The organism is Lysinibacillus sp. FSL K6-0102, assembly GCF_038003545.1.
GTDB lineage: Bacteria > Bacillota > Bacilli > Bacillales_A > Planococcaceae > Lysinibacillus > Lysinibacillus capsici.
In genome coordinates, this window is the sequence record NZ_JBBOPH010000001.1 from 4,274,084 (window position 1) to 4,295,328 (window position 21,245).

At 37.0% G+C, this 21,245-nt stretch carries 16 protein-coding genes; 5 read left to right on the forward strand and 11 right to left on the reverse strand.

Features of this window, described 5'->3' with window-relative positions:
* Positions 1-65 precede the first annotated feature (65 nt).
* Positions 66-662 (forward strand): biotin transporter BioY, encoded by a 597-nt coding sequence (locus NYE73_RS21730; protein ID WP_048394956.1) that lies wholly within the window; start codon positions 66-68, stop codon positions 660-662.
* A 103-nt stretch (positions 663-765) separates the two neighbouring features.
* A complete protein-coding gene (locus tag NYE73_RS21735; RefSeq protein WP_048394955.1) occupies positions 766-1,335 on the forward strand; it encodes a YdhK family protein in 570 nt (189 codons plus the stop codon).
* 42 nt (positions 1,336-1,377) lie between these two features.
* Here the strand turns inward: NYE73_RS21735 and NYE73_RS21740 are convergent, their stop codons facing one another.
* The 6 genes from NYE73_RS21740 to NYE73_RS21765 all read right to left on the reverse strand — a co-directional run bounded on the left by NYE73_RS21740 (position 1,378) and on the right by NYE73_RS21765 (position 6,697).
* A complete protein-coding gene (locus NYE73_RS21740; RefSeq protein ID WP_259951109.1) occupies positions 1,378-2,079 on the reverse strand; it encodes a response regulator transcription factor in 702 nt (233 codons plus the stop codon).
* Positions 2,057-3,451, reverse strand: coding sequence for a sensor histidine kinase (locus NYE73_RS21745; RefSeq protein ID WP_181574612.1), 1,395 nt, complete (start codon positions 3,449-3,451; stop codon positions 2,057-2,059). The genes NYE73_RS21740 and NYE73_RS21745 overlap by 23 nt, the downstream gene beginning before the upstream one ends.
* A 483-nt stretch (positions 3,452-3,934) precedes the next feature.
* Positions 3,935-4,477 (reverse strand): NADPH-dependent FMN reductase, encoded by a 543-nt coding sequence (locus tag NYE73_RS21750; protein WP_259951108.1) that lies wholly within the window; start codon positions 4,475-4,477, stop codon positions 3,935-3,937.
* Between the two features lie 63 nt (positions 4,478-4,540).
* Positions 4,541-5,158, reverse strand: coding sequence for a nitroreductase family protein (locus tag NYE73_RS21755; protein WP_004224402.1), 618 nt, complete (start codon positions 5,156-5,158; stop codon positions 4,541-4,543).
* A 70-nt stretch (positions 5,159-5,228) separates the two neighbouring features.
* The gene (locus tag NYE73_RS21760; protein ID WP_259951107.1) at positions 5,229-6,212 is read right to left on the reverse strand and encodes a ring-cleaving dioxygenase; all 984 of its coding nucleotides are present in this window, start codon (positions 6,210-6,212) and stop codon (positions 5,229-5,231) included.
* Between the two features lie 50 nt (positions 6,213-6,262).
* Positions 6,263-6,697, reverse strand: a complete 435-nt coding sequence (locus tag NYE73_RS21765) for a MarR family winged helix-turn-helix transcriptional regulator (RefSeq protein ID WP_004224400.1) — start codon at positions 6,695-6,697, stop codon at positions 6,263-6,265.
* Between the two features lie 152 nt (positions 6,698-6,849).
* Here NYE73_RS21765 and NYE73_RS21770 point away from each other — a divergent pair, with 152 nt between their 5' ends.
* Complete coding sequence (locus NYE73_RS21770; RefSeq protein WP_048394948.1) at positions 6,850-8,844, forward strand: catalase; 1,995 nt, start codon at positions 6,850-6,852, stop codon at positions 8,842-8,844.
* 47 nt (positions 8,845-8,891) lie between these two features.
* Here the strand turns inward: NYE73_RS21770 and NYE73_RS21775 are convergent, their stop codons facing one another.
* The 3 genes from NYE73_RS21775 to NYE73_RS21785 all read right to left on the reverse strand — a co-directional run bounded on the left by NYE73_RS21775 (position 8,892) and on the right by NYE73_RS21785 (position 12,970).
* Entirely contained in the window at positions 8,892-9,356 is a 465-nt protein-coding gene (locus NYE73_RS21775; RefSeq protein ID WP_048394947.1) for a YusW family protein, read from the reverse strand.
* 105 nt (positions 9,357-9,461) lie between these two features.
* Complete coding sequence (locus NYE73_RS21780) at positions 9,462-11,669, reverse strand: YcdB/YcdC domain-containing protein (RefSeq protein ID WP_259951106.1); 2,208 nt, start codon at positions 11,667-11,669, stop codon at positions 9,462-9,464.
* Between the two features lie 128 nt (positions 11,670-11,797).
* A complete protein-coding gene (locus tag NYE73_RS21785) occupies positions 11,798-12,970 on the reverse strand; it encodes a glycosyl hydrolase family 18 protein (RefSeq protein WP_412758724.1) in 1,173 nt (390 codons plus the stop codon).
* A 604-nt stretch (positions 12,971-13,574) separates the two neighbouring features.
* On the opposite strand from NYE73_RS21785, the gene NYE73_RS21790 reads away from it, so the two are divergent.
* Both NYE73_RS21790 and NYE73_RS21795 read left to right on the forward strand, forming a co-directional pair.
* Positions 13,575-13,994: a hypothetical protein gene (locus NYE73_RS21790; RefSeq protein ID WP_048394944.1), complete on the forward strand. Its 420-nt coding sequence runs from the start codon at positions 13,575-13,577 to the stop codon at positions 13,992-13,994.
* A gap of 12 nt (positions 13,995-14,006) precedes the next feature.
* On the forward strand, positions 14,007-19,097 hold the full coding sequence (locus NYE73_RS21795; protein WP_259951104.1) for a DUF4132 domain-containing protein: 5,091 nt from the start codon (positions 14,007-14,009) through the stop codon (positions 19,095-19,097).
* A gap of 43 nt (positions 19,098-19,140) precedes the next feature.
* On the opposite strand, the gene NYE73_RS21800 is transcribed toward NYE73_RS21795, so the two are convergent.
* Both NYE73_RS21800 and NYE73_RS21805 read right to left on the reverse strand, forming a co-directional pair.
* Entirely contained in the window at positions 19,141-19,872 is a 732-nt protein-coding gene (locus tag NYE73_RS21800) for a hypothetical protein (RefSeq protein ID WP_048394942.1), read from the reverse strand.
* Positions 19,865-21,202 (reverse strand): ATP-binding protein, encoded by a 1,338-nt coding sequence (locus NYE73_RS21805; protein ID WP_259951103.1) that lies wholly within the window; start codon positions 21,200-21,202, stop codon positions 19,865-19,867. Before NYE73_RS21805 ends, NYE73_RS21800 begins: the two co-directional genes overlap by 8 nt.
* Positions 21,203-21,245 lie beyond the last annotated feature (43 nt).

Below are 21,245 nucleotides of genomic sequence, written 5' to 3' on the forward strand. Positions count from 1 at the left end.
AAGGTTTACACAAATACATTCGTTTTTTACACTAGCAGTAATAACTTATAAAACGAGGTGAAATCATGGCAACTGTTACACAACATAGTCACCATAAGTTAAGAACTGTTGACATTACCTACATTGGATTATTTACAACGTTAATGATGGTGGGTGCTAATATCACTTCCTTTGCACCTTTTATGGTAGTTGGTGGTGTACCCATTACGCTTCAAACCTTCTTTGCAATTTTAGCAGGGCTTATTCTTGGTAGTAGAAAAGGTGCGCTCGCCTGCACAATTTATATGTGCGTAGGATTGGCAGGAGCTCCTGTCTTTGCTCGTTTCGGGGGTGGAATTGGCCAAATTTTAAGCCCTACCTTTGGGTTTATTATTACATTTATATTTGCGGCATTTGTTGCGGGGTTAATCGTAGAACGAAGCGGAACAAAGAAAAGTTTTATCGTAGCTGCTTTGGTAGCAACGGCTATAAATTATTTGATAGGAACAAATTGGATGTTTTTTGCCTATAAGCTATGGGCAAGTGCGCCAGAGAATTTTTCATATAAGCTCGCTTGGCTTTGGATGATTCCTCCACTACCAAAAGATATTATTTTAGCTATTTTTGCTGGTATCTTCGCCCATAGATTACAAAAAACATTGAAGATCATGCCCATTCAATAGCATCTCTCCCCGCCAGACTAGAGAAATGTTTTTCATAGGTTATATCCATCGTTTCTGCACATTTATTTGCTACATTAGGAGCACATAGTGAGGAGGATATCATATGAAATTCAATAAAAGATGGTCAGTCGGACTATTATCAGTAGTCGCTCTAATTAGTTTATCGGCTTGTACAGAGGATCAAACAAAACCTGCGTCCACTTCTAATGAAGCTGCTGAAGAAATGGATCATTCTACAATGAACCATTCAAGTTCTGGCGAAGTACCAGTAACGTTAAAAAAAGCTGAAAATCCGAAATTTCCTATAGGAAGCACAGCCATTATTACAGATGGACATATGGAAGGTATGAAAGGGGCCGAAGCAACAATAGTAGGTGCCTATACTACAACTGCCTATGTTATTTCCTATGAGCCTACATCTGGTGGAAAGCGAATAGAAAAGCATAAGTGGGTAATTCATGAAGAATTAATTGACCCACAAGAAGCACCACTGGCTCCTGGAACAGAAGTAAAAACGGACGCAACACATATGGAAGGTATGGAAAATGCGACTGTCCTAATTGACGAGGCTGTGCAAACAACTGTATATATGGTTGATTATACTTCCACTACAAGTGGTGAAGCTGTAACAAATCATAAATGGGTAACAGAAGAAGAGCTTAGTCCAAAATAATAGAAAATAACCTCTACCTTCAATTCTGGTAGAGGTTATTTTCTAGCTTTTATGTTCCATTTGCTTTCTCTTTGCAGACTTATGCCATTTATAGCCGATGCCCCAAACGGTTTGCAAGTAATCATCCGACGGAAAACCACTTTTTCTTAATTTTTCTCGTAAATTACGTACATGTGAATCAATGGTACGATCTTCAATCGTTACATCATATCCCCAAACGGCATGTATAAGGTGTTCTCTAGAAAATGCTCTATTTTGATAATCTAAAAATAGGGCAAGCATGGCAAATTCCTTTGGTGTTAATGGAATTGCCTTATGCTGAAAATATACTTCAAAGGACTCTCTATCTAAACAAAGTCCTTCAAAGTTAATCACTTTTTCTTCAGATATCGTTCTTCTTAATACAGCATGTATGCGTGCTAACAATTCTTCCTCATCAAAAGGCTTTAAAACGTAGTCATCAGCACCAAGATTTAAACCTTTTACAATATCAGCGTGTTCTCCTTTTGCAGTAAGCATAATGATAGGAACATCCCAAAACTTCCTAATTTCCTGGCAAACCTGCCACCCATCCATCTCTGGCATCATAATATCCAAAAGAACTAAATCCACATGCTCTTCTTCTAAAAAATGCAATGCCTCTTGTATAGAAGACATTGCTCTACAATTAAATAGTGGTTCCAAATAAAGGGTTAATAAATCTAACATTCTTGGTTCATCATCAATGCATAAAATCGTTTTCATTCATTTCTACTCCTTTAAATGATAATTCAAAAGTAGTCCCTTTATTTATTTCACTTCTAACCTTTATTTCTCCCCCATGTGCTTGCACTAGCTCCTTGACAATAGCAAGCCCAAGTCCAGATCCACCTAAAGCACGACTACGTGATTTTTCCACTCGATAAAACCGATCAAAAATATACGGTAAATCCTTCTTTGGAATTCCTTTCCCTGTGTCTTCAACGATGATGCTTAAAATTCCACTGTCTTTTTTTACAGTGACTGTAGTCATATCTCCTGGTGTACAATAGATTAATGCATTATTTAATAGATTAATCAGGATTTGCTCAAGTCTTGCTTCATCTGCACATAGTGTTAAGCCATTATCACAACGTACAACCAAATAGATACCTTTATCTTGAAAAGCGGGACTTAATTTTTCTTCAATGCTTGTAAAAAACGGCTCTAAATGTAAGCAATGTTTTTCAATTACAAATGAGTTTTCATCCATTTTCGCTAAATCAAATAAATCTTTGATTAATCTAGAAAGTCTATTTGTTTCTTCTATTATAATAGCTAAATACTTTTGACGATCTTGCCCTGTTAAATCCCGTTTAGCAAGAATGTCTGTATAGCCTTTAATAAAAGTTAGCGGTGTACGAAGCTCATGTGCAATACTTGATAAAAACTCCTTACGCTCTTGCCTTAGATGATTTAAATCATTGGATAAAAGCTGGATAGCATTTGATAAATCCCCAAGCTCATCTTTTCCATTCGTAGAAAGAGCAACTGTAAAATCACCCTTACTCATTTTCAATGTAGCCTCTTTCATTTGAATAAGTGGCTTAGCCAGCTTACGAGATAGAACAACAATGACTGCAATACTGACTAGACCAGATACAATACCCACGATGAGAAAATGCTTATTCAGCCGTTTCATTAATGCATGGATGGAATCGGTATTTTGAAACATAAATACATAGCCAATCGTTCCTTGCTGATTTTGAATAGGGCTTATAGTCGCAATTGCTTTAACTTCTTGCCAATTGTCTTGTAAAACCCTTCCTTCATAAGGTATTTCCCCCTCTATTTCACGAATCAGATCACTGATTTCTTGATGTGGCTGTGAGGATGCAAGGATTGTCCCGAAATGGTCAGTCACCACGACATCTGTACTTGCTTCTGATTCCATAAGAACGACATGTGCTAGTGTTTCATTATTGAAGTTCTGTTCTAATATAGTACGATGTGAATTTCCTCTCGCTTGTAAACGCTCTAGTTCCTCTTCCACTCTAGAATTCGTCAGGGAAACATGCAAAAAAAACATCATAAAGGTTTCAATACAAAACAATGTGATGAAGAAGATAATGCCCAGCTTTAATGATAATTTTCTCATCCGTAACCACCATTTTAGAATTTCTTAAAAGTATATCTTGAAAGTGTGAAGATTTCATGCAGAAGTAGCATCTTTCCAAACAAAAAATGCCCATAAGTATATTGTATACCTATGGGTCATAGTATTGAACATTCATTAGAATTTGTATGAAAAAGGCTTGCCGTTTCACAAGAATTACCATCTTAGCAAAGATTTTATGGGTAACTAATCACTTCTCCAAGTGCCTATCCTTTCTCTAATGGGCTATTTTATCCGTTACTGCTAATATGAAAAATAATCTCTTGATGTATGGTTGATTGGAGAGGAGCTAGCGTCACAGAGTAGACCCTAGAGCGAACGGAATTGAGGGAAGCGGCATCGGACGCTAGCGGAACCGAAATCAACCATTCGCCTTAACAAAAGAGCTTTTTTTGCTAGTGACATCCTCTTTTTTTCAACAATATAACCCATAAGTATATTGTATACTTATGGGTTATATTTTAATTAAACGTATTTTTTTACCCAACTTAAGAAATTATCAATAACTACGTCAAGGAATTTCACTGTACCTTCATCAGTTAAATTGCCTTCTTCATCAAATTTAGTGTGAACAGCACCAATATAAACGTCATTACCGCTAAGTAATGGTGAGTTAATGCCTGGAGAGAATAAAATATCACGTAAATGTAATTGTGCTTTTACAGTACCTAAGTTCCCCATTGATGCACCCATAATGATAGATGGTTTGCCAATCATTACTTTATCTACACGAGATAGCCAATCAATAGCATTTACCATAACCCCAGGAACTGTACCATTATATTCAGGTGTAACCCAAAGTACAGCGTCTGCAGCTTTTACTTTTGCTTTAAAATCAAGAACTGCTTGTGGAGCCTCATTTTCAATATCTTGATTATACATTGGTAGGTCCTTTAAGCTTAATACTTCAAGATCTAACTTTTCTGTATAACGTTTTTGAATAAATTGAGCTAATTGCATATTATAAGATTCTTTACGGATACTACCTACGATTGCTACTACTTTCATGATGTTTCCTCCTAAATGTACATTATTCATAGTATTTGTATAGCTATTGTATTTTATGCCATTTCAATAATAAATGGCAAATTCTTCAACTGGCTTGCGATACCCACGTAATCGACGACTGCTTTCTTTTTCTTTCCCAATAGTAATCATTAAGGCTATTTCATGTGTTTCTGGCACATTGAAAAGCTCACGCATTTTCTGATTATCAAAGCCAATCATTGGGCAAGTGTCCCAACCCCGATTTTTCGCAGCTAGCATGAATAACATTGCAGACAGAGAAGCATTACGAATGGCTTCATCTTTCATGAATCCTTCACCGCGATCCTCATAAAATCTTGTATTCTCTGCTACAATATCCTCTAGTTCACCCGCTGTAATTATGCCTAAATCCACCATGCCCTGACTTAACTCAGCAGTATTTTTATATGCTTCCTTGTCACCTAGTACAAGAATTACACCTGAAGCTGAATGTACTTTATATTGACCATATGCTGCCTCTCTCACCTTTTCTTTCATATCCTCATCCAGCACAACAATATAATTAGCATGCTGTAAGTTAAATGCTGAAGGGGCAAGCTTAACATCCTCCAAAATAGGGCGTATATCTTCTTCCGTCATTTTAACGTCCTTGATAAAATTATTAGCAGAGCGACGCTTATCAATCAGCTTGGAAAATTCCATTTTTTTATCCCCCAATACAGTTATGTATACATCCAGTGGGGCTTTGCTTTCCCAACTGGATGAAATTGTGTTACTCATATTCTTTATCGAACATAATGGAACTTCTTACAGTGTCAATCGGACGAACAAGACTTTCAATCTGTTCACGTTTTGGTTCTAAAAATGGTGGTAATGACAGTTTTTCTCCTAATGTTTCATATGGTTCATCGCCCATAAATCCTGGACCATCTGTAGCCAATTCAAATAAAATCTGCGGAGCTACTCGTGCATACAATGATTCAAAGAAATGACGATTTACATAGCCAGAAGTGTGGAAACCAAAACTTTCGAAACGTGCAGTCCATTCATCTAATACCGAACGATCCTCTACACGAAAGGCAGCATGGTGAACAGTACCAAAACCTTGACGAGCAACGGGCAACACTGTGTTGTGCTCGACAATAATCTGGGCGCCATTTCCTCCCTCGCCTACTTCAAATAAATGGAAGTCTCCTTCATCTGCAATCTCTGTAAAAAGCATTACCTTTTCTAAAACATCCTTAAAGTATTTAAAATTAGCGACACGGACAAAAACTGGTCCTAAACCTGTAATGGCATACTCAAGAGGGATGGGGCCATTCTGCCAAGGCGTACCTGCCGCCACACCTGTATTGTGCTCATCAGAAATTAACTGATAGTGCTGATCATCAAAATCTACGAAAGATAGTGTTTTCTTACCAAACTGTTCTTTCATACCTGTATGCTTCACATTTAAACGGTCAAAGCGCTTTATCCAATAATCTAAAGCAGCATCCGTTGGTACACGTAAAGAAGTCTTTGAAATTTCATTTGTACCATGTACACCTTTTGGGATATTAGGGAAATCAAAGAACGTCATATCTGTACCCGCACTACCCTTATCATCTGCAAAGAATAAATGGTATGTTTGAATGTCATCCTGATTCACTGTTTTCTTTATTAAGCGCATTCCTAAAACATAGGTAAAGAATTTATAATTTTCTTCAGCACTACTTGTGATAGCCGTTACATGGTGTACACCTTTTAAATGATTCATAGTATGCTCCTCCTATATATCTCGATATCGAGATATATATTTAAATTTTTTTATTGGTTAGTGGCGTTCTTGCCAACTTTTTTAAGTGATAAAATCATGTTGTCCAGCTCCTGGGCTTCCAATACTTCAAATATCTCATTTATTTTCTGTTCATGCTTAGGGAATATTTCCTCCATCAAAACCTGTCCCTCAAGCGTTAGTAATACGTACGTAACACGACGATCTCTTGGACATGCCTTACGGTACACATAGCCCTTTTGCTCGAGCTTATCAATCACATAAGTAATACTACTGCTTGCAATTAATATTTTTTTACCAATCATTTGAACTGGTTGTTCTCCATGGTGATACAAAAATTCAAGAACCGAAAATTCAGTTTGATTTAAATCGAATTGAAGTAAATCTCTTCTAGTTGCATCTTGAATCGTTTGATATGCACGGAACAAGACCGTAAATGCTTTTAAGTTACGATTGTTTTGCTTCATACGACTCCCTCTTTTTACTTCGAATTTAATTATCTCTAATTCGAGATAATAATAACATATACATTTTTAAACAGCAAACAATTTGTTTCTTTATGTTTGCCATCTTTTCGTTCGGGTAGAAGGTAGTTGTAACTTATAAAGGAGGATTCTAAATGAAAAAAGATGTCAATCAAAAACAACAACAGCTAGAAGCATTCCGAGTAAGTGATAAAGATCAACCTCTCACAACCAATCAAGGATTAAAAATATCGGAAGATGAACATTCACTAAAAGCAGGTGAGCGAGGTCCCACTTTACTAGAGGATTTTCATTTCCGTGAAAAAATGACTCACTTTGACCATGAACGAATTCCTGAACGAGTAGTACACGCACGTGGCTCAGCCGCTCATGGAATTTTTGAAACATATGAATGCGCAAGTGATATTACAAAGGCTCAATTTTTAAATGGAAAAGGCACTAAAACCCCTGTTTTTGTCCGCTTCTCTACCGTTGCCGGGTCTAAAGGCTCTGCAGATACTGTTCGTGATGCACGCGGCTTTGCTACTAAGTTTTATACACAAGAGGGCAATTATGATTTAGTTGGAAATAACATACCAGTATTTTTTATTCAAGATGCTATTAAATTCCCCGATTTTGTACACGCTGTAAAGCCCGAACCAAATAACGAAATACCACAAGCACAAAGTGCCCATGATACTTTTTGGGATTTCATTGCAAATAATCAGGAGTCTGCTCATATGGTTATGTGGCATATGTCAGATAGATCGATTCCACGAAGCTATCGAATGATGGAGGGCTTTGGTGTTAATACTTATCGCTTTATCAATGCCGAAGGAAAAGCCCACTTTGTTAAATTTCATTGGAAACCTGTACTTGGGGTAAAATCATTAGTATGGGATGAAGCACAAATCATTGCTGGAAAAGATCCCGATTTTCACCGCAGAGATTTATGGGAATCCATTGAACGTGGGTATTTCCCAGAGTGGGAGCTTGGTGTGCAACTTATTCCCGTTGAAGATGAATTCAAATTTAGCTTCGATATTCTTGATGCCACGAAAATATGGCCTGAAGAAGAAATTCCAGTACGCATTCTTGGGAAAATGACCTTGAATAAAAATGTGGATAATTTTTTTGCAGAAACGGAACAAGCCGCATTCCATGTCGGGCATGTTGTGCCTGGCATTGATTTTTCAAATGATCCTTTATTACAAGGTCGTTTATTCTCCTACACCGATACACAGTTAATACGACTGGGAGGACCTAATTTCCATGAGCTTCCTATTAATAAACCAATTTGTCCATTTCATAATAACCAACGAGATGGCTATGGCCGACAAACCATTAATGTGGGACAAGTTAGCTACCATAAAAATTCCTTAGCCAATAATACACCACATCCTGTTTCTGAAGCAGATGGTGGATATAAGCATTATGAAGAAAAAGTTGAAGGGCATAAAGTACGTGCACGTAGTGAGAGCTTCAAAGACCATTTTTCTCAAGCAAGATTATTCTGGCTTAGTATGACAGATATTGAGAAAAAGCATATTATCGATGCCTTTAGCTTTGAACTTGGCAAAGTAAAAAATAAAGCGATTCGAAAACAAGTTGTAGACATGTATGCTCATGTCAGTTACTCACTTGCTTCAGCTATCGCTGAGCGTATTGGTATAGTTCCACCTGTAGAAGTGGAAGTACCACATATTCAACAAACTTCTCCTGCTGTTAGCCAAGTAATCAATGCAAAGGAAAGTGTCAAATCTAATAAAGTAGCTGTAATTGTTACAGAAAATAGTAGTGAAAAATTAAATGAACTTATTGCTACATTTTTAAGTGAAGATATCGTAGTTGAACTAGTAAGTAATAAACAAGGCATAGTAAGCGGTTATGAAATTCACGAAACATTTGCTACTACCTCCTCAGTTCTTTATGATGGGGTTTATGTTACAGGAGCCTTTCAGAATTCCTATGAACAAGCAAAAGCAGAACAGTTTATTGAACAAGCCTATCAGCACTGTAAAACAATAGGTTATACGGAAAATGTTTTATTTTTACAGCATATAGCCAATAAACATGGGGTTGCAACCGATCCAAAATCTTTTGTTCATGCCCTTGCTAAACATCGACATTGGGTACGAGAATGTAAATGAATGTAAAGCCAGCTAACTGATTAAATCAGCTAGCTGGCTTGTTTTTATTATTTAATTCGTTTAAATTCCTTTTCATTGCCGTCTACAAATTCGACATCCACTTCAATGGATTGATAGTTATCTTCAATATTGAATACTTTGATTACTTGATCAATCACTTCATCATTAGATGTTGTAGAATCAAAATTCAACTGCTTAAATAACGGCTCTAATTTAGTATAAGCTTCATCGCCCTGCAGTTTTTCATTTTTTCGATCATCTTCTAATTTTGCTTCTATTCCTGTTTTTTTATCCTCATATTCTACCTCATAAGACTCCGTTGCAGAGTAATCAACATCTAAAGAAAACTCTAAAAAATTAAATGTCACTTGGTCAGTTGGCGTCTCACCCGTCTGTTGAGTAGCATTCTGATCTGCTGGAGCATTTGCAGGCACATCTTTTACCTCATCCTTATTACAGCCGTAAAGAATAACAGTCATTAAAGAAATCACTAAAATAAATTTCAATTTCAATTTATTCACTCCTTTCTTTACATATTATTTCCCCATTCTTCTACAAACTAACCTAAAAAGGGCATCTCCTACAAATAAGGAGATACCCTTTTCATGGAATGCGACTTAATAATAGAAGTTACGATCCACTTTATTTTCTTGAATAGCTTTTGCTAAACGAACTGTTGACACAGCCAAATCGGCATATGACACACTCTTGGTAGCATTAAAGTTATTTTGCTGTGTATCAATCAGCCCCATCCCATTTGCTATTGCTATATAGCCTGTATACGCTGGATCAATAGAAGCTGCATCCGCAAAGTTTAATTTGTAAATATCCTTATACTTTGCAACATTCTCCAATTGCATTGCTTTAACAGCCCATACTGCTAGCTCTTGACGAGTCAATGTTTCATCCAAAGCGAATTGGTTTGCTGGCTGTAAAATTCCCATTCTTACAGCTTGTTCAACCACTCCATATAATGGATGGTTTTTATCGATATTGCTGAAGGTTTGCTTTTCACCATCGCCACTACCAAAATGGCCATATGTTAAAGATTTTAGTAGAATCTTTAATGCTTCTCCCTTTGTCACAGCAGCATCAGCATTAAAGTTTGCTATATCTTTTATCTCTAATACATTTTGATGTAGAAGATAATTTAATTCATTGGCTGCTGTTGGGTGTGAAATAGATTGCTTTTCTTTTGAGCCATCTACCTCATACAACCATTCACCAGTAATTGCATCAATTTGATTAACTAAGCTACCGTTGTAAGTTGGAGCATAGACTAGATCATAATGTTGTTTACCTTCAGTATCCTGCTTTACATATTGTAGTTGTAATGTAAGGGCCTTACTATAGGCTTCTTTTGCTTTATCAGCAGAGATTACTTGACTAAGAGAAGGCCAGTTATTAATCTCTTGTTTATTAACATTCAAAGAACGTAATGATCCATCAGAGCCAATACCTACGTTTATTTCATCTCCAACAACCGCAATCCCGTTTACGATGCGTGGGAAGGAGAAGTAATAATCTTTACTATAATCATCATGTACAGGATTATCAATTGGCATCGAATACTCATGTAAATAGGATGGAGCCCATTGCTTTAAGTATTCAACAGCCTTTGCTAATGCCGCATCCTTAGAGAGGGTAGTTGTTTTGTCAGTGTTGATAAAATCTCTCATAATATCGTGATACTGCACGATATCGCCTGTTGCCTTATTAATTTCTAAAGAGGTACCAGACCCGCCATTATTGTACATATACATGTAATTTACTGTATAAACCGTTTCACCATTGTCATTTTCTCTTTCGTCAACCATATCAATAGTGAGCTTTGCCTTGTCTTCATCGACTTTTAATAAATTTTCAGCGAATTCCTCAACCTCTGCTACTGTCATACCGCTTTTTCTTGGTGGTAATTGCTGTGAGGATATTTTCTCAGCGCTTTTCGTCTTTGGAACTTGTGTAGAGAAGCCATTCGTTGTTTGCCATTGACCTGTTAAAGCATGTACACCATTAAATCCTGTTGCTGGCATATAGACAAGCTTCACATTACGTTGATCGCTAAAATAGTCAACGTAATAACGAAGTTCAACTGCTAAGTTATCACGTACTTGTGCAACAATTTCTTCCTCATTTTTTTTCTGGCTTGAGCTATCAAAGGTTGCTTTACCAATTGATTCTGTATTTTTATACATTCCTGTTATTTGACCATTAGCAAGAACATCTATAGTGATACTTTGATCGCCAATAAGCACTCCATTATAGGTTGGTGAATAAACAAATGAGTAGGTAATAGGTTGTGATAATGGACGATTAATGACATTGTAATAACCGAAGCCATCTTCACGGAGTTTATAGTTCTCTATTTTCGCAAATTTTCTTAGGAAGTCATCTGCAATTTTTTTTGCTTCAGTCTCTGAATATTTTGCGGGATATACTGCTTCAGCGATATTAGCTGGCTGATAATAGAAATGTTCTAACTCTAAATCTTCACCTTTAAATGTAAAACCACCATATACATCTTTACCATTTACCGTTTTATGGAAGTTTAAATCATAACGGACCGTTGTATCATCTCTAAAGAAATGACCGCCTCCAGAATTAAACTCATTATCAGCTACAAATTTGAACTCTTCAGGGAATAGTGCACGTAATTTGTTAATTAGCATACCTTTTGTCACTTTCGTCTCTGAGGCAGCCAACTGTATTGCAATACGCTCTGAAGGCTCTTTCACATTTGCAGAAGCTTGTGAAACGGGTGCTAGAATACCAACAGAAAATGCAGTAGTGGTTAAAATAATACCTAACTTTTTAAATTTACCCAAAATATACCTCCTAAAATACTATTTACCATAATTATAATATATTTACCCATAATTAGAAATGAATTTTACAGATAATTTCCTCTTCGAAGAAAATACATTGGGCAATCCGTCCTTTTTTCTTCATTTTCTCATTTCTTTACCACATCAAAATTGGCACCAATTAACACCCAGTTCTGAGGGAATGGTAGTCCTAATTTCCAATAACCAATACCACGAAGGTTATATTGTTTAATGAGATTGAATTTAGCTTGAATAGATCTAGCATCTTCAAACCATACCATATGCGCCCTACCTTGCTCATCATAGTATTCAAAAAATGGTGCTTGGGCTCTCCAATCATACTGAATTGCTGCATTATAACGTTTAGCAATTTCAATGGCTCGCTGTGGACTAAGCGCTTCTGCATACGGTCCCCCCTGAACAAAAGGTAACGTCCAATCGTAGCCATATAAATTTTGCCCTAACATAATTTTGCTTGCAGGTATTTCACTCACCGCATATTTTACAACTGCTTCTACCTCTGGGAGAGGTGAAACGGCCATTGGTGGGCCAGCTGAATATCCCCATTCATAAGTCATGAGTAAAACAAAGTCCACGATTTCCCCATGTGCTCTATAATCATGTGCCGCTGTCCATGGTCCTCGTTCACTATCACTTGTTTTAGGAGCTAATGCTGTAGACACTGTATATCCTTGAGTGTGAAATTTTTCTACAGCTCTTCTTAAAAAATTGTTATAGGCTTGTCGTTGATCTGCTGGCAAATTTTCGAAGTCAAAGTGGATATCTTTAACATCCCCAAGTCGCTTTGCTTCTGCAAGAATATTATCAAATAATAAATCTTGAACAGCTGTACTTTGAAAAATATCTCTCGCTAATTCACCACTAAAACTAAAATTCTCCAAATTAGAAATAACCATTGCCATTGATGCTCCCGTATCATTTGCAATTTGTGTCACACCTTGGCTTGGTGGCCTCTGTAAAGTACCATCACGCCTAGCCTCATAGCTAAATAAAGCTAAATATGTTAAATTAGGACCCGCTTCCCTCGCTTGATTCAAGAGTGCTTCACTAACTGATGTTCCTCTCGGCTCTAAATAGGCTAAAGTTTCTGCCCTTGTTTTTGGTGGCTGTGGGATATATAATCTCGTTCCAACTGCTAATGGTTGATTTGGATTAATGCCATTTACTTGTGCAAGTGTTACATAATTAATACCGAAACGTTGGCCAATTGACCATAGGCTATCACCTGGCTGTACATAATAAAAGCTTCCGACAATCGGGATTACAAGAGCTTGCCCCACAACTAAACGATTTGGCTCTGGAATTTGATTGGCATCTATAATGCTCTGAACCGTAGCCCCATACGCCTGTGCAATTCCCCATAAAGACTCGCCAGCCCGTACAACGTGTATTTGAATGATTTTGCCTCCTTCTAGCTTTATAAAATCATACCTATAAAGCTTATGAAATCAGAGATGAAAAGATGTCTCTTAACAACTCCACAAAAGTACACCACTATTTAAAGCAAATAAATAGTATGCTATATTATGTCACCTATTTAATACTAATGAGAATAATCTTCGTTTACGAGATTTCATGAAAGAATGTTCTTTTAAATACGTATGTCTAAAAAGTTACCTGAGTAATATATTCTGCTTCTTCACCGTTATTAGAATAAAAAAACGCAAAATGATACTTATCTTGATAACAATAATCGTACAAACGTTCTACTTTCCGCATAATCTTCAGTAAATTTTTACCCACTTTCTACCCTACAAATCAGTTGTAGCAGGCTACTTTTGATAACACTTTTCCCAAATTTTTTTACGCAACTAGCGTCATATGCCTTATTCTTTTCCCTGTTCTCACTCTTGTATAATGAAATTATTGTAAGGAGGTGTTAGATTGCGTTTATTTTACCAGCAAAAAGTAATCGGTAAGAAGTCTCGTAAACTTGAAAAAATTTCATTTTCAATTGAAGAGCCTGTCATAACGTTACAAGATTTACTTGTTCAGCTTGTTACACAGCAGGTTCAACAATTTAATGAGAAAATGGTAGATACACCACTTCATGTTTATTTATCGGATCAGCAACTAGAAGAAGCTGCTCAATATGGCAAAGTACATTTTGGAGAAAAGAAAAAGGATACTGTACAGTCAGTGGATCAAGCTATTTCCACAATGCTTCAAGCCTTTCAGGACGAGCTGTTTTTAGTCCTTCATAATGAAGAATCTTTAGATTCTCTTTCTACACCATTAAACATACAGGAAGACGATGTCTTTACATTTATTAAACTTACTATGCTTGCAGGACGAATTTGGTAAGGAGGGATTTATATGACACTTTCACATGAACAAAAAATACATTTTCAAAGTATAGTTGATTCTGCACCTATAGCAATACAGCCTTTAGCAGCTGCACTGTTAAAATACATGGACAATAGAGATTATGACATTGAAACGCTTATAGCTGCTCAGCAATATTTATCACTTGAAGAACTATTTAGTGGACCATTATTTGAAGTGCTTACCATGTTTTCTTCACAAGAACGTGCACTTAAGATCAAGAAACTAGCATTACGCTTTGATGCTACAATGTTCCAAAGAGGTGTTTTACGTCGATCTTTTCGTTCTTCTCAACCAGTGCAAGACCATCTGTTTCAATGTTTACAATTAATAGAAGAAATGCTGACATTTGAGGAAATTACTTTGCAGGAGTTGTTAACGAATCATCGTCAATATGAGCATGGAACCTATCCAAGCTATAGCTCCTATGTCTTAAAGAATGAAAATACAAAAGTAATGGGTTTTAATGTCTTTGAGCAGTTGCTTGCTGAAGAACTATCATTAGAAAACCCGTCAATTGAAGAAGCAGTAGAAGGTATTTTATTTGATGAACATCAAAGTAGCTTTTTCGGCCATCCATTCATTCGAGGTATTTTTAAATCAAGTAATCATCGGATGCATGATGCCCTTGGCAAACTCTTATTAGCAGCTGCACGACAAGAAGGTTTACGACAGGCAATAGTAGAAAATATTGACCATGGCAATCTTGATGCACAACTCAACATGATGAAGCTTATTCAGGAACATCGCCTAACACGCTTCTCCTCTGTAATTCGAGCAGTCGATACTTGGATGGGACTTGGCTATAATAGTTTCGAAAATCAAAAAATAACAGAGGAAGTTCTTGCATTAGCCATCCAAGCAATCGAAGAAGACAGCTTTGTTGAGCAACTGTTAACGAGTGAACGTACAATTGATATCTATGTTGCATTATGGGCAACTGCTACAAAGGACTATACGAAATTAAATGACCTTGTAACAATACTCTTAAAACGTGATAAACATATCCAACTTACAACGCTTGCCTTTTTGAAAAACTTATCGAAAATTTCCTTCACAGCGCCATTTGTAAAGGATTTAATCTTATCAACAAAAGATATCGAGTTGTTTGCCTTTGCATGGGGCAATTTTCTTTATGCTAATCACCATATTAATAGTGAGTATGCAAGAGACAATGAATGGGCGCAAATCCTTCAAACCTTCATGCAAGAAAACACACAGTTACAAGGGATTGAATACCTTTTATTTGAACAGCTTGAGTGGGCAAAAAGTGAAATTACGAAAGACGGACTTAACATTACAGGCAAACCTCTATCCTTTGTCCATGTCCATTTGTCATTAGAAGATTTAATTTCAACACAAATTATTTTAGCCCATCATGTACAAGACGAGGCATTATTCCAACGAATTATTGAGCATGCAGATTCTTACTCACCATCTAGCAGAATCGGCCTACTGAATATTTATTGTCTAGAACCTGTCACACAAGGTCAACGCGAATTTTTATTTAATTCTTTACGAGATCGTAGTTCCATTAATCGTTCTCTCGCGTTAAAAAAAATACGTGCTTTAACACCAACAGAAGAAGAAATAGCAAAGATTGAAGATCTTTTAGCAAATAAATCAGGTGCACTTCGTAAAGAGGCTATTTCACTCTTAAAAGTTCAGGCACAGAATAATCTGTTACAAAGTGCTGAAAGGCTGTTAAAAGATAGTAAGCAGTTAAAGAGACTTGGAGGGCTTGAATTACTATTAGAAGCCTCTAAGCGACACAACTTAGCAAGCGAGCAAATTACAGCTTTATGCTCCTTATTACCAAAAGTAACTAAAAACGAGCAAGTTTTGTTAGAGCAATTAATTACAAGGGATGTCCCTGAGTATAACGAGAGTAATGGCTTTGGCTTGTATACGCCACATCCCCCTATTCAATACGGCTGTATTTCGGATGGAGCCATTCAAATGAATGGTGTAGAGCCTTGGCAACAGCTTGCTCCACTTTATGTACAGGCACCTACACCTTTTGAAAAATTCTTTCAATATGATGTTGATAAATTATTATCTAAGCTAGAGCAGCTTATTCAGGTTTTAGATCAACATGCTGAACTAGAATATGAAACATACCAATGGAATGACACTCCCATTAGCACTACATTAGGACAAAGATATAGTGTAATGGCAACTAAATCGGATAATCAACGACATGCTAGTCTTGATGCTTATCCTATCCCCGAAGAAATTGTTCAATGGATGAAGACAGCATTATTTAGTAATGAGGACTTAGCCTATTTTAATTTTTACCATAATCTATCAGAATACCCTGCTGCTCATGATCTTTCCGAAGCAGCTCATACACTAATCAAACCGTTCTTCCAATACAAAGATTTAAAAGTACGTGTTGCGCAATTTAATTCCTTGAAATATGACGATACAATTCAACAGATTTTCTCAGTGCTATCCCAAGACATCGACAAAATCTCAGGTGATACAGTGCTGCATCAGGAAGCACTTTCATTACTCGAAAAGCATGCACCCGAATTTAATCGCTTCGAACAGGCAGTAGGCATAATGTTACAGATATTCAAACAAATCCCTGCTGATCAGTGGCAACTTGATGTTCGAGAGAAGGGTTATTATTACTATCGTTCCACTTCTACTATTATCGATTTAGATGTCGTTGAGTCATTCGTTGATCGATGCTGGTCTGATTACTCAACCTATGGTGAATATGTCAAAATGCTAGCTGTTAATGAAGAGCTAACAAAGCGTATGAAAAATGCAAGCTATAGCCCAAACGTCTACAATTTATCTTTGTTCCAATATTTAGACGCCATGAAAGTTGGTTTATTTACGCAAGATCACTTATTTGAAGCCATATTTACCAACACGCTCGCTTCAGAAATATTTAATGAGCCAACTAAGTTACAAGAACGCTATCAACAATCGTTTGAAGATTTAACAGATTTCTTTGCTATTCGTGAACAAGCGATTGATCGTATTTTAGCCATAGAGCTAAAACGTGGTGATACGCCTACTGCTGTAACAAAGCTTGCTAGTAGCATTTCTTATTTTGAGGGTATTGATTATTTCTTACAGATTCTACAGGCACTTGACGGAGAAAAGCTTGCGAGAGGATATATTTGGCAGGCAGAAACGAAAAAGGATGTATTCTCCCGATTGCTAACTAACTGTTACCCCAAAAAAGAAGAAACAGCGCAGCAATTAAAAGAAGCTTGGCAGAAAACAGACATTTCTAAAGAACGATTAATTGAAGCAATGATGTATAACCAGCATTGGATAGACCTTGTAAGTGAAGTGATTGGCTGGGATGGACTAAAAGAATCAGCCTGGTATTTTATTGCTCACACCACAGATTCTTTATCCGACTTTGCCAAAGATCAGATTGCCCTTTTCTCTAGCATCACTGCTGAGGATTTCCGTGATGGTGCATTCGATTTAGCTTGGTTCCAAAGCGCCTATCAAACACTTGGAGCTAAGAAATTCAAACTTGTTTATGATGCTGCAAAATATGCTTCTGAAGGAGCCAACCATCGTCGGGCACAGCTTTATGCAGATACAGCTATCGGTAAGCTCAGTCCAAAACCGTTAATGCAAGAAATTCAAGATAAACGCAATAAAGATAAACTGCGCGCACTTGGTCTTATCCCTTTAATAAAATCCGATGACAAAGACGCCCTGACACGCTATCAATTTATTCAACAGTTTTTGAAGGAAAGTAAGCAATTTGGTGCTCAACGCCGCGCAAGTGAGGCTCGAGCAGCAAGTATCGCTCTAGAAAATTTAGCGCGCAATGCAGGGGATGGAGAAGCCACTCGCTTCACATGGCGTATGGAGTTATCTGCCTTTAACGATATGAAGCATTTATTTAAAGCACAACAAATCGAGCAAATTACAGCCCATCTACAAATAGAGGATGATGCCTCTGTAGCTATTATTGTTGAAAAGGATGGTAAACGTCTAAAGAACGTTCCTGCTGCATTAAAAAAGCATGCTGATATTGTAACCTTGCAGGAAGCCCGAAAAGACTTACAAGAGCAATATAAACGAGCACGCCCAGCGCTTGAGCAAGCAATGGAATTAGAAACAGTATTTTCGGTCGAGGAGCTCATTCATTTATTAGCTCATCCGATTCTAGCTCCGCTGTTACAAAAACTACTATTTATTAGCGATAATTACGTTGGAATGCTGACATCAGAAGGTTTACAGCTTTTATCGGCTGACGTTGTGAACCTTGCTCCTACGTCCTCTATAAAGATTGCTCATCCTTACCATCTTCTAGAGAGCGGTCAATGGAGACAGTGGCAATCCTATATGTTCGAGCACAACATTAAACAGCCATTTAAGCAAGTGTTCCGTGAGTTATATCTCATCAATGCTGATGAAAAAGCACAGAAACATTCATTGCGCTATGCAGGGCATCAAGTAAATCCTTCACAAACAGTAGCCCTGTTGAAAACACGTGGCTGGCAAATCAGCTATGAAACAGGACCACGTAAAGTATATTATAAGGAAAATATTGTGGCATCCTTGTATGCACAGGCAGATTGGTTTACGCCAGCAGAAATTGAAGCACCTGCAATCGAAGGTGTTTACTTCTATGATCGACTAACAGGCAAAGATATCGTTTTAGATGATATTCCAGCTGCGATATTCTCTGAGGTTATGCGAGATATTGATCTTGTTGTCAGCGTAGCTCATGTTGGTGGTGTAGACCCTGAGGCAAGTCATTCTACTGTTGAAATGCGCAGCATTATCGTAGAAGAATTGGCTAAATTATTGAAGCTAAACAATGTGGAAGTGAAAAAACAACATGCCCTCATAGAAGGTAAGCTAGCAAGTTACTCCTTACATTTAGGAAGTGGTGTGGTGCATCAAATAGGCGGTTCCATGATCCCAATTATTGCTGTCCCATCTCAGCATCGTGGACGAATTTTCTTACCGATGGTGGATGATGATCCACGGACGGCTGAGATCATGTCCAAGCTCTTATTACTATGTGAAGATACAAAAATTAAAGATCCAGCTATATTAACTCATATTCGAAGCTATGAGCAAATGCACTAACGTACTCTAGATAAAAACAGGTGACTCCATTCGTCACCTGTTTTTACTTTATATCTGTTTTAATCATTTCAAACAATAGCGGTACATTCGTGCCACGATGCAATGAATGACAGCCTTCCATTAAAAATGACCAACTTTTCTTTATTTTTTCCCTATAAGACAACTCTGAACTAACTGGGAGATAGGTGCTTAAATATTCCTCAATCGTGCATGTCAGATTGTCCATAAATTTATCTGCTTTTTGTATTTTTTCTGTTGGGATTTCATTGCGCTCATTCCATAAGACATGTTCTAAATTCGTAGAAAAATAAAATAATTGATAAGGTACTTTCATACGGTTAATGCTAAAGTGGTCGTTGGCAATCAAAATTCTAGCATTCTTAGCCTTCATATCATTGCGTTGTTCTATTTGTTCTTTGCGTTTATCTGACTTCACTAAAATAGCATCCTCTGTATAAAATAAGTTTTGCTCGATACGCTCATCTACCTTGACGCACTCTGGTGCGATAAAGCATCCATCTGCATCTGTAATATGAACAACCGCTGTTAAATCATTGGCTAAAAATTTATATTTTTCAAGATAGCTTTGAATCACTCGTACAACACTGTTTTTAATATTCGGTATTCGTTTGTGCGCATCCCACTTTGTTAAGATATCTTCTCGTTGTACATCAAAACGTATTGTGGAGTTCGCAAAATGAGCATCTAAATAATCCTCTAAAATAATTTGCTCCGTCTGCCCTTCCACAATAATCAAAAGTACTTTTTTAGTCATGTTGAACACCTGCTTTACGAAAAGCCCGCTTTATTTTAAATGTTTTAGTTTCCTTATATATCTCTTCCTCTTGCCCGCCAAGCTGGATAGCACGTAAATAGACATCTCTAGCGTTATTCACTTCTTTGATACCTTTTAGCTGCATATAACGGTGATGTTCATTTGTTGTCGTAAACCATAAATTTTTAATAGCTAGCACCTCTAACACACGTAGATTATGGGAAGTAAAAATAAGTTGCCCTTTTCCATCCTCATCTATCACTGTTAACAACTCACCTAACAAATATTCAAATACACCTGAATCTAATTCATCAATAACCACGCATGCATTCGGATTATTGTATACAGCAATTAATACACTAAGAATAGAAATGATCTTTAAAATTCCCTCTGACTCTGTTCGTAGCGGTAATTCCTGCTCCCCGCGCTGAGACAAAAATTCAAAACGAATTCCTTGCTCGCCACTGTCCATCATTTGCTTTGTAATGATATTAATTTTAATCGTCAGACCAGGAATAATTGCTGAGAGCACTTGATTACTTTGTTCAATAACTTCACATAATGCATAGAATGCATCCTCTGGTAATAAAGCTGGTCCATTTAAATCATAAGGAATAAGACCTCTTGTTTTCTCTAAATGAATACTGAATGGCATCATCCGTTCTTCAAATAGTGGGGCAATATTTTGAGTATTAACAACATGTAAGTCTCGACTAAAATCAACAGCAATATTTTGTAGCAACTGCATTTCTAGCTCAGAAAGCCGTTCCTGTAATAATGTCTTTATATCTTTATGGAATAGAAATGACATATATTGTTTTCTTGCTAACTGTTGAATAACCAGTAATTGAATTCGTGCTTGTTCACTCAAATCATCCAGTTTCGATTGACGAATTTGTACATCCCTCTCCGTCACAGCCACTAAAATCTTTGATCGCTTCCCTTTCGTGTTTTCTCGATAGGTAAGGCGCTCCAACGTAGTATATAGTCGATGTTGATCCTCCTGTAGCTCCACATAGTAATTCACAAAAAATGTACCGAATTGATTCTGAACTAGAAATTCTACATCCATGCTAGCTGTTTGCTCTCCTGCCAATATAAGTCGCTTCTTTTGAGAGGGCAACTTCACTTCAGCAAGCCATCCTGATAGAAGTGTCTTCAATAAACTAAATGCATCTACAATGGTTGTCTTTCCAGAGCCATTTTGTCCATATAGGCCAACAACATTCGCTTGTAGAAATGTCTCAAAATTTACTGTGAGAACAATTTCACCCTGTCGTACATTTCGTAAATTTTGTATGTTTATTTTTTTTATCTTAATAATTGCCATGTGCTAAACATCCTTTTAGCTTTTTCCCTTATTATAATGAAAA

Bases quoted from the DNA above. Each gene is read 5' to 3' on its own strand.
- NYE73_RS21760 (WP_259951107.1), bottom strand. From the start codon at position 6,212: ATGAATCATTTAAAAGGTGTACACCATGTAACGGCTATCACAAGTAGT.
- NYE73_RS21735 (WP_048394955.1), top strand. From the start codon at position 766: ATGAAATTCAATAAAAGATGGTCAGTCGGACTATTATCAGTAGTCGCT.
- NYE73_RS21745 (WP_181574612.1), bottom strand. From the start codon at position 3,451: ATGAGAAAATTATCATTAAAGCTGGGCATTATCTTCTTCATCACATTG.
- NYE73_RS21730 (WP_048394956.1), top strand. From the start codon at position 66: ATGGCAACTGTTACACAACATAGTCACCATAAGTTAAGAACTGTTGAC.
- NYE73_RS21770 (WP_048394948.1), top strand. From the start codon at position 6,850: ATGAAAAAAGATGTCAATCAAAAACAACAACAGCTAGAAGCATTCCGA.
- NYE73_RS21740 (WP_259951109.1), bottom strand. From the start codon at position 2,079: ATGAAAACGATTTTATGCATTGATGATGAACCAAGAATGTTAGATTTA.
- NYE73_RS21765 (WP_004224400.1), bottom strand. From the start codon at position 6,697: ATGAAGCAAAACAATCGTAACTTAAAAGCATTTACGGTCTTGTTCCGT.
- NYE73_RS21805 (WP_259951103.1), bottom strand. From the start codon at position 21,202: ATGGCAATTATTAAGATAAAAAAAATAAACATACAAAATTTACGAAAT.
- NYE73_RS21750 (WP_259951108.1), bottom strand. From the start codon at position 4,477: ATGAAAGTAGTAGCAATCGTAGGTAGTATCCGTAAAGAATCTTATAAT.
- NYE73_RS21755 (WP_004224402.1), bottom strand. From the start codon at position 5,158: ATGGAATTTTCCAAGCTGATTGATAAGCGTCGCTCTGCTAATAATTTT.
- NYE73_RS21800 (WP_048394942.1), bottom strand. From the start codon at position 19,872: ATGACTAAAAAAGTACTTTTGATTATTGTGGAAGGGCAGACGGAGCAA.
- NYE73_RS21795 (WP_259951104.1), top strand. From the start codon at position 14,007: ATGACACTTTCACATGAACAAAAAATACATTTTCAAAGTATAGTTGAT.